This window comes from uncultured Sphingomonas sp. (assembly GCF_964237335.1).
GTDB lineage: Bacteria > Pseudomonadota > Alphaproteobacteria > Sphingomonadales > Sphingomonadaceae > Sphingomonas.
In genome coordinates this window covers 26,120-37,482 of the sequence record NZ_CAXSHM010000015.1, presented here as the reverse complement: position 1 = coordinate 37,482, position 11,363 = coordinate 26,120, and the positions used below count along the sequence as shown (strand labels likewise).

The following is an 11,363-nucleotide window of genomic DNA, read 5'->3' as shown; positions in this document are numbered from 1 at the left end:
ACGTGCAACGTCACTTGCCGAGGCAGAAGCGCGAGAAAAGCGCGTCCAGCATCGCTTCCGTCGCATCAATACCCAGTAGGCGGCCGAGGCACGCTCGCGCCATCCTGAGCTCCTCCGCGACGATCAGCAGGTCGGCGGTGGCCATGGCAGCCGCGAGTTGGCCGGCCGCCCAGCCGACCTGATCGCGTTGGCGGACCGTCAGCGCGCCGGTTCCGGCAACCGGTACGATCGACACCGCCCGCGCCACGATCGCCTGCCACAAGGCGCTCAGCCCCTCCCCGCGCCGGGCGGACACGGGCAGACGATCCGGCGGCGGCGCTTCCCGCCCCGGCGCGTCCGCGCGGGCATGGATCGTGAGCGCGTCGCTCCGCGGCGGGGGGTCGTCGCCGAGCCACAGCAGCAGGTCCGCCGCCTCGATCGCCTCGCGCGCGCGATCCACCCCGATCGCCTCGACCACGTCCTGCGTCATGGTCAGGCCGGCGGTGTCGGTGAACACGAAGGCCATGCCCTCGCGCTGCACCGGCGCCTCGATCCGATCACGGGTCGTTCCGGCCACCGGCGACACGATCGCGACGTCGCGTTCGACCAGCGCGTTCAGGAGCGTCGACTTGCCGCTGTTGGGCGGCCCGGCGAGGGTCACGCGGATGCCGTCGCGGATACGCTCGACGGTCGGTTCGGCGAGCGCGCGTCGGAGGTCTGCGAGAAGTGCAGTCGCGTCGGTGTCGAGTGCTGCCTCCCTCTCGCCTGACCCGGCCCCCTCGCCTTCCCCCGCGTAGTCGATCGCGACCTCGACCGCCGCGGCCAGGTCCGCCAGCCTGTCCATCCACGCCGTCAACCGCCGGGTGACGACGCCCGACGCCGCGTCGAGCGCGAGGCGGCGCTGCGCCTCGGTCTCGGCTGCAAGCAGGTCCGCCAGCCCTTCCGCTTCCGCCAGGTCTATGCGCCCGTTGGTCAGCGACCGGCGCGTGAACTCGCCCGGCTCTGCGCGTCGCACGCCCGCATGCGACGCAACCGCCGCCTCCACCGCCGCCGTCACTGCGCGGCCGCCATGGCAGTGCAACTCGACGAGGTCCTCGCCCGTCGCGCTATCGGACCCTGGAAACACGATCACCAGCGCGCGATCGAGCAGCTCGCCCGCCGCGTCCCGGAGCGCGCGCAGCCCGGCACGCCGTGGCGGCGGCAGCGTTCCCGCCAGCGCCGTAGCGGCGGCGAGCGCAGCCGGCCCGCTCAGGCGGATCACGCCGATCGCCGCGGGCGGCCGGCCGCTGGACAGGGCGACGATCGTGTCGCCGGTGCCGGCCACGCGATCAGTCCGCCTTGCCGGCCTTGCCGGACGCGTCGAACAGTCGACGCCACATCGCCATGCCCGCCTCACCCATTGGTGCCCAACTGCGCATCATCGTCTCGATCGCTTCCGGCCGCACCTGGCCCGCCATCGCCTCCTGCAGCATCGCCACATAGCGATCGTGGACGGGCGACAGGTCCGGCAAGCCCATGGCACGGCGCGCCTCCTCCGGCGTGCAGTCGATCTCCAGATGCATCTTCATGCCTATCTCCTCATGCCGTCGCGCGTCAGCTGCAGCGATGATCGACATAGCATCGAAACACCCGCCCCAATCCGACTTGTTGGTTCGTCCAACCCTCCCAGACCATCGATCCCGCGACCCACAGGATGACCGCCAGGCCCAGATAGGCGATCCAGTGATACCGCTCGATGAAGCGGGCGATCAGGTTCGCCGCGACCGCCATCAGCGTCACGGACAAGGCGAGGCCCACGAACAATACGGTGGGATGCTCGCGCGCGGCGCCCGCGACGGCCAGCACATTGTCGAGGCTCATCGACAGGTCCGCGAGCGCGATCTGCACCGCAGCGCGGGCGATGCTCTTGGGCGGTCGCGGAGCCGCTCCGGCTGCGTGATCGGCTAGGCCGAGCGCCCCGGACCTCAGCTCCCGCCACAATCTCCATGCCACCCACAGCAACAGCAGCCCGCCGGCGAACAGCAGCCCGACGACGGCCAGCAACCGCGTCGCGAACCAGGCGAAGCCGACGAGGCAGACGAGCGCGACGCCGACGCCGATCGCCAGCACCCGCTTGCGCGCCGTCTCCGGCAGCCCCGCCGCCAGCGTGCCCAGCACCACGACATTGTCGCCGGCGAGCATCAGGTCGATCAGGATCACCTGCCCGAGCGCGGCGAGGCCGCCGGGCGTGACGATGTCGGCCAGGCTGAAGGTGGGCATGGCGAGAGAGCTACCGCGTCGGCGAAGCCGGCGATAGCTCTCTCGCCCGGCCGACCTCGCTACAGCGAGGATCGACGACGTGGCCCTTCGACTGCCTGCAAGGCACGCGCTCAGGAGAACCTTGCCACGTCGGGCCTTGGAGGGATGGAGTTCAAAAGGGGCGTACGGGCCAGAGCCCGTCCGTGACGTCGATCGGGACAGCCGCTTCGCGCCTGCCCGTCGGCCGAGCCGGTGCGAGTCAGCCGGGCGTCGCCGGCTGCCGCATCCGGCTACTGATTCATGCTGTCGAAGAAGTCCTCGTTGGTCTTCGAGTTCTTCATCTTGTCGAGCAGGAACTCCATCGCGTCGATCGTGCCCATCTGCATCAGGATGCGGCGCAGGACCCACATCTTGCTGAGCTTCGTCTTGTCGACCAGCAGCTCCTCCTTGCGGGTGCCGCTCTTGCCGACGTCCAGCGCCGGGAAGATGCGCTTGTCCGCCACCTTGCGGTCGAGCACGATCTCGGAATTGCCGGTGCCCTTGAACTCTTCGAAGATCACCTCGTCCATCCGGCTGCCGGTGTCGATCAGCGCGGTGGCGATGATCGAGAGGCTGCCGCCCTCCTCGATGTTGCGCGCCGCGCCGAAGAACCGCTTGGGGCGTTGCAAAGCGTTGGCGTCGACGCCGCCGGTCAGCACCTTGCCCGACGACGGCACGACGGTGTTGTAGGCGCGGCCGAGGCGCGTGATGCTGTCGAGCAGGATCACCACGTCCTTCTTGTGCTCGACAAGGCGCTTGGCCTTCTCGATCACCATCTCGGCGACCGCGACGTGGCGGGTTGCGGCCTCGTCGAACGTCGAGGAGACGACCTCGCCCTTCACCGACCGCTGCATGTCGGTCACCTCCTCGGGCCGCTCGTCGATCAGCAGCACGATCAGGAACACCTCGGGGTGATTGTCGGTGATCGCCTTGGCCATGTTCTGCAGCATGACCGTTTTGCCGACACGGGGCGGCGCGACGATCAGCGTGCGCTGGCCCTTGCCCTGCGGGCTGACGATGTCGATGACGCGGGCAGACTTGTCCTTGACCGTCGGGTCGACCTGGTCGAGCGTCAGCTTCGATTCCGGATACAGCGGCGTCAGATTGTCGAAATTGACGCGGTGACGCACCGCATCGGGATGGTCGAAATTGACGGCGGTCAGCTGCGTGATCGCGAAATAGCGCTCGCCGTCCTTGGGCCCACGGATCTCGCCCTCGACCGTGTCGCCGGTACGAAGCCCCCATTTGCGGACCTGGTTGGGCGAGACGTAGATGTCATCGGGCCCGGCCAGATAGTTGGACTCCGGGCTGCGCAGGAAGCCGAAGCCGTCAGGCAGCACCTCGATTGTGCCCAGCCCCATGATCTGCTCGCCCTGCTCGGCCTGAACCTTCAGGATCGCGAACATCAGGTCCTGCTTGCGGAGCGTCGAGGCGCCCTCGACGCCGAGTTCCTCCGCCATACCCACCAGCTCGGCCGGCTTGTTCTTCTTCAGGTCTTTGAGATGCATGCAGGTGTTCCGGCGCTGGAATATCACGGTGCTGGAGCGTCGGCCGGCGTTTGGCACGCAGCGATACGAGGCTGGAGCGGGCAGCGGAACCAGGACGGCCCTCTGCCACGCGCACGACCTAGGTTCGCGCTTCCCTCAAGTCAAGCAGTGGCCGTGCTGCCCCTCAGAACGGCTTGACGATCACCAGGATGACGATGATCACCGTCGCGATCGCCGGCACCTCGTTGACGAGGCGTAGCGTCTTGCCAGACAGCGTCGGCCGCCCCGCCGCGAGCTTGCGCGCATAGCCTACCGCCCAGCCGTGATAGCCCGACAGCGCGACCACGAAGAGCAGCTTGGCATGCAGCCACCCCTCCATCCAATGCTGCCCGATCGTCGCGAGCGCGATCCCCAGCAGCCATACCGCGATCAGGCCCGGCGTCAGTATGATCGACCGCAATTTGTCCTCGCGCCCGATCCACCGAGTGGCCGCCTCCGTGTCGCCGCGGGCCAGCGCCTCCTGATGGTACACAAGGTAGCGCGGCAGCATGAACAGCCCCGCGACCCAGAAGATCACGAAGATCAGATGCGCAGCCTTGATCCACAGATAGCTCATCACCAGCGCCTCACCGATCGTCATGAAACGGCCTTTGTAATGGGCCTCACCGGCCCCGCACCCGGGCCAACAACCGCTCGACATGCGCGATCGGCGTGTGCTGCCCGATACCGTGGCCGAGGTTGAACACCAAGGGCCGGTCAGGAAACGCAGCCAGCACCCGGTCGATCCCTCGATCGAGCGCCTCGCCACCCGCCTCCAGCGCCAGCGGATCGAGATTACCCTGCACCGGCACGCCTACGGGCAGCGCCGCGTTCGCCCAGACGGGATCCACCGTCTCGTCCAGGCCGACCGCGTCGACGCCCGTCTCGCGCGCATAGGCGGGCAACTTGGCGCCGGCACCCTTGGGGAAGCCGATGATCGGGACGCCGGGGCGATGGTGGTGAATGCGCTCGACGATCAGCCGATTGGCGCCGATCACCCAGGTCCGGAACTCTTCCGGCGCGAGGCTGCCGGCCCAACTGTCGAACAATTGCACCGCCTCAACCCCTGCGTCGATCTGAGCGAGAAGATACTCGACCGTGAGATCGGCAATGGCTGCGATCAGGCCGGCGAAGGCCTCAGGATCGCGATAAGCGAGTTGTCGTGCCGCACTTTGGTCTTTCGACCCTTGCCCCGCCACCATGTAGGTCGCGACCGTCCACGGGCTTCCAGCGAAGCCGAGGAAGGTAGTGGCAGGCGATAGCGCCGCGGCAACCCGGCGAACCGTCTCGTACACTGGTGCCAGCCGCTCCGGCTCGCAGCGTAGCGGAGCTAGTAAGCCATCGACCAGCGCCGGCTGGAGCCGCGGCCCCTCGCCAGCCCCGAACGACAGCTCCTGCCCCAGCGCCCATGGGATCATCAGGATGTCCGAGAACAGGATCGCGCCGTCGAAGCCGAACCGGCGGATCGGCTGCAATGTCACCTCCGCCGCCGCCATCGGGTCGGTCGCCAGCGCCAGGAACCCGCCCTTCTCCGCCCGGAGCGCGCGATATTCGGGCAGGTAGCGGCCTGCCTGCCGCATCAGCCAGATCGGAGGCACGTCCTGCCGCTCGCCCTTCAGCGTCGCGAGCAGGGGTTTGGCATACGGCTCGGTCAGAGCAGGCTCCTTCTTCCCTTATAGAAGAGAAGATTCTTGGGATGTTGATGAAGTAGGCGCGTTGGCGACGGGGATTACGGACATGTCCCGCACTTGCCAACAGCTTGACCTGCGCGGGGCCACGCGGTGGCAGCGATTCGATCGCGCGGCACCCGCTTTCCACAGCCTGTGGACGAAACGATCCGCCGTGGGGGCAAATGTGGACGGATCGGCGGTTGTCCACGGCGCCGGCCCGACTTGGCGGTGTGGACGAGTTACGCTACCGCCCGTCCCCATGTCGTCCACAGATCGGTCCTGAGCGGTGACGGTCCGGCTCCACCTGCACCTCCTGTCGGACTCGACCGGCGAGACGCTGGAGAACATCGCCAAGGCGTCGCTCGCGCAGTTCGACGATGTCGAGACGGTGCGGCATTTCTGGCCGATGGTGCGGACGGAGACGCATCTCGACCGCATCCTGCAGGAGATCGCGCAGAACCCGGGGCTGGTGATCTATACGTTGGTCAATCCGGCGATCCGGCGCGTGCTGGAGGAGCGGTGCCGGGGGCTGAGCCTGCCGCTGGTCGCGCCGCTCGATCCCGTCAACGACGCGCTGTCGGGGCTGCTGGGCCAGCAGGCGAAGGCGCGCCCCGGCCGCCAGCACGTGCTGGATGCCGCCTATTTCGCGCGGGTCGACGCGATCCAGTTCACGATCGCGCACGATGACGGCGTCGCGTCGGAGGAGTGGGAGGAGGCGGACATCGTGCTGGCGGGCGTGTCGCGCTCGTCCAAGACGCCGACGTCGATCTATCTCGCCAACCGTGGCTACAAGACCGCCAACATCCCGGTGGTGGTGGAGAGCCCGCCGCCGCCGATCCTGTTCGCGTTGAAGAACCCGCTCGTCGTCGGCTTGACCACCAGCGCGGACCGGCTGATCGCGATCCGGCGCAATCGGCTGCTGTCGCTCAACCAGGCGACGCAGACCGCCTATGTCGACCAAGACGCGGTGTCGCGCGAGATCGCCTATGCGCGGCGGATGTTCGCCGACAACGGCTGGCCGGTGATCGACGTCACCCGCCGCTCGATCGAGGAGACGGCGGCGGCGATCATCGCGCTGTGCAACGATCGCCGGGACGGCGGCGCGGACGCGGAATGACTCGGATCGTGCTCGCCTCCGGCAGTGCGTCGCGGCGCGCGATGCTGACGGCCGCGGGCGTTCCGTTCGAGGCGGTGTCGCCGGGGGTGGACGAGGACGCCGCCAAGGCGAGCCTGCGCGCCGACGGACGTTCCCCGCGCGACCTTGCGGACGCCCTGGCGGAACTGAAGGCGGTCAAGGTATCGGGACGGATGCTCGATGCGCTGGTGATCGGCAGCGACAGCCTGGTCGCGCTCGACGACGGAACCACGCTCGACAAGCCGGAGAGCCGCGATCAGGCGGCCGAGCATCTGCGACGGATGTCGGATCGCGTCCACGATCTAGTGAGCGCGGCCGTGATCGCAGAGGACGGTCGGCCGGTATGGCGTTTCGTGGATCGCGCGCGGATGCACGTGCGGCCGCTGTCGGATGCGTTCATCGAGACATATCTCGACGCGGAGTGGCCGGCGGTGGCCCGCTGCGTCGGCTGCTATCGGATCGAGGGTCCGGGCGCGCAGTTGTTCGCGCGGATCGAGGGCAGTCAGTTCACCGTGCTCGGCCTCCCGCTGTTGCCGCTCCTCGACTATCTGCGCGTTCGGGGCGCGATGTCGTCGTGATCGATCGACCATATGCCGAAGTGATCGGCGACCCGATCGCGCAGTCGAAGTCGCCGCTGATTCATCGGTTCTGGCTCGCCGCGCTGGGCCTCGACGCCGACTATCGCGGGACGCATGTCACGCCCGAGCAGCTCGGCGCCTACATCGCCGAACGGCGCGACGATCCCGCCTGGCGGGGGTGCAACGTCACCATCCCGCACAAGCTGGTGGTGCTCGACCATGTCGGCGATCCCGGCGGCGTGCGCGCGAGCATCGGCGCGGCGAACTGCGTGTTCCGCGGCGAAGGCGGCGCATGGATCGCGACCAACACCGACGCCGCCGGCTTCTACGCGCCGATTGCGGACCTCGACCTTGCCGATGTTCCGGTCGCGGTGGTCGGCAGCGGCGGCGCGGCGCGGGCGGTGCTGTTCGCGCTCGCGCGGATGGGCGTGGGGCCGGTGACGATCCTCGCGCGCAATCCGCTCAAAGCCGTCGCGCTGCTCGCCACGTTCGGGTTGAAGGGCGACGCGGTGACGCTCGACGCGCCGCTGCCGCCCGACGCGGGCTTGCTGGTCAACGCTTCCAGCCTCGGCATGACGGGCCAGCCGCCGCTGACGCTGGACCTCGCGCCGCTGCCCGAGGACGCCGTCGTCTACGATCTCGTCTACGCGCCGGTGGAGACCGGCTTGCTGGCGGCCGCGCGCGCGCGCGGGCTGCCGGCGGTGGACGGGCTCGACATGCTGATCGGCCAGGCGGCGGCGGCGTTCGAGCTGTTCTTTCACGCTGCCCCACCGCGCGAGCGCGACGACGACCTGCGCACGCTGCTGCTGGCATGACCGTCGCCCGCCCATGATGATGACGACGACGACGACGACTCTGGGCCTCACCGGATCAATCGGCATGGGCAAGTCGACGGTGGCGGCGATGTTCGCCGACGAGGGCGTGCCGGTGTTCGATGCCGACGCCGCAGTCCACCGGCTGCAGGGACCGGGCGGTGCGCTGGTCGCCGCGATCGAAGCGGCGTTTCCCGGCACCACCGGCCTCAATGGCGTGGACCGGGGGGCGTTGGGCGAAGCGGTGCTGGGCGACGAGGCCGGGGAAAAGGGGGCCGCGATGCGACGGCTCGAAGTGATCGTCCACCCCGCCGTCGGCCGCGAGCGCGCCGCGTTCCTCGCCGCGCACGCAGAGGCACCGTTGCTGGTGTTCGACGTGCCGCTGCTGTTCGAGACGGGCGGGGAGGCCCGCGTGGACGCGACCGTCGTCGTCTCCGCCCCCGCCGGTGTCCAGCGCGCGCGCGTGCTCGCCCGGCCGGGCATGACCGAAGCGCGCTTCGCCGCGATCCTCGCGCGCCAGCTCCCCGACGCCGACAAACGCGCCCGCGCCACTCATGTGATCGACACCGGCACGTCGCTGGCCGAGACGCGCGCGCAGGTCCGCCGGCTCGTCGCTTGCCTAGGCGGAGGCGAAGCCCGATAAGTCGCCGATGCGCGAGATCGTGTTCGATACCGAGACCACCGGGCTCAGTTTCTCGGCCGGCGACCGGCTGGTGGAGATCGGCTGCGTCGAGCTCGTCCATCGCGTCGAGACGGGGCGCGTGTTCCACGCCTATTACCATCCCGAGCGCGACATGCCGGCCGAGGCGCAGTCGATCCACGGCCTGTCGATGGCGTTCCTGTCGGACAAGCCGCGCTTCCACGAAGGGATCGAGGATCTGATCGCGTTCGTCGGCGACGCGCCGCTGATCGCGCACAACGCAGGCTTCGACTTCGGCTTCCTCAACGGCGAGCTCGCGCGGGCCGGGCGCGAGGTGATCCACCTGAGCCGCATGGTCGACACGCTGCAGATCGCGCGGGGCCGCCATCCCGGCGCCAAACACTCGCTGGACGCGCTCTGCTCGCGCTACGGCATCGACCGGTCGCATCGCGTGCTCCACGGCGCGTTGCTCGACGCGCAACTGCTGGCGCAGGTGTATGTCGAGCTGACCGGGGGTCGCCAGATCGGCCTGACGCTCGTCGCGGAGGAGACGCGGTCGCTCGCTCCGGCAGCGCGCATGCCTGCCGCCGCGCGGCCTGTCCGTCCGCCGCGTCTTTTCGCCGCCAGCGAGGGAGAACGCAGCGCGCATGCGGCGTTCATGGCGACGGTCGTCAATCCCATCTGGGGCGACACGGCCGCATAACGGGCCGCCGCGAGCGGCCCCAACCAGGAGAAGAAACGATGGACGTCCGCGTCTCGGGTCATCAGGTCGCCGTCGGCGACGCGCTGCGCGACCATGTCGAGGAGGGTCTCCAGACGATCGCCACCAAATATTTCGCGCGCGCGATCTCGGCGCAGGTGACGTTTGGCAAGGGGCCGCACGACGCCGGCTTCACCTGCGACATCGTCATGAACGTGATGAGCGGCCTGGTCCTCAAGGGCCGCAACGATGCCTATGACGCGCATCCCGCCTTCGACGGCGCTGCGGCCAAGATCGAGAAGCAGCTGCGCCGCTACATGAACCGGCTGAAGGACCACAGCGCCACGGGCACCGTCAACGACGCGCAATATTACGACAACGCCGGCTACACGTTGTTCCAGGAACAGCCCGAGGCGGAAGAGGCGAGCGATGCGCCGCTGATCGTCGCCGAGACACGCGTCGACGTTCCCGACGCCAGCGTGTCGGACGCCGTGATGATGCTCGACCTGCGCAATACGACCGCGCTGCTGTTCCGCAACTCAGGCACGGGATCGTTCAACATGGTCTATCGCCGCGGCGACGGCACGATCGGGTGGGTGGAGCCCAACCGCGCCGCCTGAGGGCACGCGGGACATGATCATGGCGAGCATGGAAGGCACGGCGGGGCTATTGGGCGCGGAAGCGGTACGGATCGGGCTGCCCGCCGCGACCAAGAAGGCGCTGTTCGCCCAGCTCGGCGGCATCGCGGTCGCGGCGCTGGGGCTGGACAGTGAGTCGGTCGCGGAAGGACTCGCCGCGCGGGAGCGGCTGGGATCGACCGGCTTTGGCGGCGGGGTGGCGATCCCGCATGCCAAGCTCGCCGGCCTTCCCGCCGTCGCCGGCGTGCTCGTCCGACTCGCCCAGCCGATCGCGTTCAAGGCGGTCGACGACCGGCCGGTCGACATCGTCTTCGCGATGCTGTCGCCGACCGATGCGGGCGCCGACCATCTGAAGGCGCTGGCGCAGGTGTCGCGCCGGCTGCGCGATGCGAACTTCGTCGCCAAGCTGCGCGGCGCCGGCTCGCCGGATGCGCTCTACGCCTTGTGGACCGCCGACGCGCGCGATGCCGGCTGAAAACCCGCCGGCGGGAGAAGCCGCGCACTTCCGATCGTTGGAAGCGCTGTATGCCGCTGCGCCCATCAACCGCTTCTTCGAATCGACGCTGGAGATCCCCGAGAGCGGCTTCGCCCGGATCCGCTTCACCATCGATGAGCGCGTGTTCCATGCCGGCGGCGCGGCCCATGGGACGAGCTACTTCAAGATGCTGGACGACGCGGCCTTCTATGCGGCGAACAGCCTGGTCAACGACCGGTTCCTGCTGACGACCGCGTTCAACCTGCTGCTGACGCGGCCGCTGCGTGCCGGGCCGGTGGTAGCGGAGGGGCGGTGGATCAGCGGCCAGCGGCGCGTATTCGTCGCCGAGGCGCGGCTGGTCGACGCGCGCGGCGAGGAGGTGGCACGCGGGACCGGCACGTTCATGCGCTCGCGGATCGCGCTCGCCGGATTGCCCGGTTACACCCGTCCCGTCGGCCCCGCGGCATGAGCGATCGGCTGCCGATCGCGATCGGTGTCGGCGCGTTGCTGCGCCGGGTCAATGATGCGGGTGGGATGGCGATGGTGCGCGCGAAGGGCGACGCGCAATCGGGTGCCGTGTTGTTTCTGATCGACGAGGGCGACGTGCAGCGCGCGATGGAAAGAGGAACGGGGCCGACCGGCGCACCCGCGCTAGTGGAGACGCGGCGCGCGGAGTCTAGCGGCGACTCACTGGAAGACTATTGGCGGCGGCGGCGCTCGCGCGACCCCGATCTATGGGTGCTCGAACTGAACATCCCGGCGGCGGAACGGTTCATCGCGGAAACGATGCTGTTCGATTGACGTCCGGAACCGTTGGCGGAAAGCGGATCCCACGTTCTACGGCGTTGGGCCGATCCGGGTGCGATCCGGGCGGTGACGCAGTCGGGGATCGTCCGGCCGGGTGGCTTTGCCGACCCGAACCGTCGCGATCAC

The 11,363-nt window shown here is 69.0% G+C and carries 15 protein-coding genes; 9 read left to right on the top strand and 6 right to left on the bottom strand.

Annotated features, from left to right (window positions below):
• Window positions 1-10 precede the first annotated feature (10 nt).
• The 6 genes from mnmE to hemE all read right to left on the bottom strand — a co-directional run bounded on the left by mnmE (window position 11) and on the right by hemE (window position 5,437).
• Window positions 11-1,303 (bottom strand): tRNA uridine-5-carboxymethylaminomethyl(34) synthesis GTPase MnmE, encoded by a 1,293-nt coding sequence (gene mnmE, locus ACFE65_RS09285; protein WP_375382074.1) that lies wholly within the window; start codon window positions 1,301-1,303, stop codon window positions 11-13.
• Between the two features lie 4 nt (window positions 1,304-1,307).
• On the bottom strand, window positions 1,308-1,547 hold the full coding sequence (locus ACFE65_RS09280; RefSeq protein ID WP_375382073.1) for a DUF6489 family protein: 240 nt from the start codon (window positions 1,545-1,547) through the stop codon (window positions 1,308-1,310).
• A gap of 25 nt (window positions 1,548-1,572) precedes the next feature.
• Entirely contained in the window at window positions 1,573-2,238 is a 666-nt protein-coding gene (locus ACFE65_RS09275) for a YjbE family putative metal transport protein (RefSeq protein ID WP_375382072.1), read from the bottom strand.
• A 269-nt stretch (window positions 2,239-2,507) separates the two neighbouring features.
• Entirely contained in the window at window positions 2,508-3,764 is a 1,257-nt protein-coding gene (gene rho / locus ACFE65_RS09270; RefSeq protein WP_375382071.1) for a transcription termination factor Rho, read from the bottom strand.
• A gap of 163 nt (window positions 3,765-3,927) precedes the next feature.
• Window positions 3,928-4,383 (bottom strand): CopD family protein, encoded by a 456-nt coding sequence (locus ACFE65_RS09265; RefSeq protein ID WP_375382070.1) that lies wholly within the window; start codon window positions 4,381-4,383, stop codon window positions 3,928-3,930.
• A 22-nt stretch (window positions 4,384-4,405) separates the two neighbouring features.
• On the bottom strand, window positions 4,406-5,437 hold the full coding sequence (gene hemE / locus ACFE65_RS09260) for a uroporphyrinogen decarboxylase (protein ID WP_375382120.1): 1,032 nt from the start codon (window positions 5,435-5,437) through the stop codon (window positions 4,406-4,408).
• Between the two features lie 301 nt (window positions 5,438-5,738).
• On the opposite strand from hemE, the gene ACFE65_RS09255 reads away from it, so the two are divergent.
• From ACFE65_RS09255 to ACFE65_RS09215, 9 genes are read left to right on the top strand one after another with little or no spacing between them, the layout of a single operon-like run.
• Window positions 5,739-6,569: a pyruvate, water dikinase regulatory protein gene (locus tag ACFE65_RS09255; RefSeq protein WP_375382069.1), complete on the top strand. Its 831-nt coding sequence runs from the start codon at window positions 5,739-5,741 to the stop codon at window positions 6,567-6,569.
• A complete protein-coding gene (locus ACFE65_RS09250; protein ID WP_375382068.1) occupies window positions 6,566-7,165 on the top strand; it encodes a Maf family protein in 600 nt (199 codons plus the stop codon). The genes ACFE65_RS09255 and ACFE65_RS09250 overlap by 4 nt, the downstream gene beginning before the upstream one ends.
• Window positions 7,165-7,980, top strand: a complete 816-nt coding sequence (locus tag ACFE65_RS09245) for a shikimate dehydrogenase family protein (protein ID WP_375382119.1) — start codon at window positions 7,165-7,167, stop codon at window positions 7,978-7,980. Before ACFE65_RS09250 ends, ACFE65_RS09245 begins: the two co-directional genes overlap by 1 nt.
• A gap of 19 nt (window positions 7,981-7,999) precedes the next feature.
• Window positions 8,000-8,620: a dephospho-CoA kinase gene (gene coaE, locus ACFE65_RS09240; RefSeq protein ID WP_375382067.1), complete on the top strand. Its 621-nt coding sequence runs from the start codon at window positions 8,000-8,002 to the stop codon at window positions 8,618-8,620.
• 7 nt (window positions 8,621-8,627) lie between these two features.
• The gene (dnaQ, locus tag ACFE65_RS09235; RefSeq protein ID WP_375382066.1) at window positions 8,628-9,320 is read left to right on the top strand and encodes a DNA polymerase III subunit epsilon; all 693 of its coding nucleotides are present in this window, start codon (window positions 8,628-8,630) and stop codon (window positions 9,318-9,320) included.
• A gap of 38 nt (window positions 9,321-9,358) precedes the next feature.
• Complete coding sequence (gene hpf, locus ACFE65_RS09230; RefSeq protein ID WP_375382065.1) at window positions 9,359-9,937, top strand: ribosome hibernation-promoting factor, HPF/YfiA family; 579 nt, start codon at window positions 9,359-9,361, stop codon at window positions 9,935-9,937.
• 28 nt (window positions 9,938-9,965) lie between these two features.
• Window positions 9,966-10,430: a PTS sugar transporter subunit IIA gene (locus ACFE65_RS09225; RefSeq protein WP_375382118.1), complete on the top strand. Its 465-nt coding sequence runs from the start codon at window positions 9,966-9,968 to the stop codon at window positions 10,428-10,430.
• The gene (locus ACFE65_RS09220) at window positions 10,420-10,899 is read left to right on the top strand and encodes a PaaI family thioesterase (RefSeq protein WP_375382064.1); all 480 of its coding nucleotides are present in this window, start codon (window positions 10,420-10,422) and stop codon (window positions 10,897-10,899) included. Before ACFE65_RS09225 ends, ACFE65_RS09220 begins: the two co-directional genes overlap by 11 nt.
• Window positions 10,896-11,231: a DUF1491 family protein gene (locus ACFE65_RS09215; RefSeq protein WP_375382063.1), complete on the top strand. Its 336-nt coding sequence runs from the start codon at window positions 10,896-10,898 to the stop codon at window positions 11,229-11,231. The genes ACFE65_RS09220 and ACFE65_RS09215 overlap by 4 nt, the downstream gene beginning before the upstream one ends.
• Window positions 11,232-11,363: the final 132 nt, after the last annotated feature.

Bases quoted from the DNA above. Each gene is read 5' to 3' on its own strand.
- coaE (WP_375382067.1), top strand. From the start codon at position 8,000: ATGACGACGACGACGACGACTCTGGGCCTCACCGGATCAATCGGCATG.
- ACFE65_RS09225 (WP_375382118.1), top strand. From the start codon at position 9,966: ATGGAAGGCACGGCGGGGCTATTGGGCGCGGAAGCGGTACGGATCGGG.
- ACFE65_RS09250 (WP_375382068.1), top strand. From the start codon at position 6,566: ATGACTCGGATCGTGCTCGCCTCCGGCAGTGCGTCGCGGCGCGCGATG.
- rho (WP_375382071.1), bottom strand. From the start codon at position 3,764: ATGCATCTCAAAGACCTGAAGAAGAACAAGCCGGCCGAGCTGGTGGGT.
- ACFE65_RS09275 (WP_375382072.1), bottom strand. From the start codon at position 2,238: ATGCCCACCTTCAGCCTGGCCGACATCGTCACGCCCGGCGGCCTCGCC.
- hpf (WP_375382065.1), top strand. From the start codon at position 9,359: ATGGACGTCCGCGTCTCGGGTCATCAGGTCGCCGTCGGCGACGCGCTG.
- ACFE65_RS09265 (WP_375382070.1), bottom strand. From the start codon at position 4,383: ATGACGATCGGTGAGGCGCTGGTGATGAGCTATCTGTGGATCAAGGCT.
- ACFE65_RS09215 (WP_375382063.1), top strand. From the start codon at position 10,896: ATGAGCGATCGGCTGCCGATCGCGATCGGTGTCGGCGCGTTGCTGCGC.
- ACFE65_RS09280 (WP_375382073.1), bottom strand. From the start codon at position 1,547: ATGAAGATGCATCTGGAGATCGACTGCACGCCGGAGGAGGCGCGCCGT.
- ACFE65_RS09220 (WP_375382064.1), top strand. From the start codon at position 10,420: ATGCCGGCTGAAAACCCGCCGGCGGGAGAAGCCGCGCACTTCCGATCG.
- dnaQ (WP_375382066.1), top strand. From the start codon at position 8,628: ATGCGCGAGATCGTGTTCGATACCGAGACCACCGGGCTCAGTTTCTCG.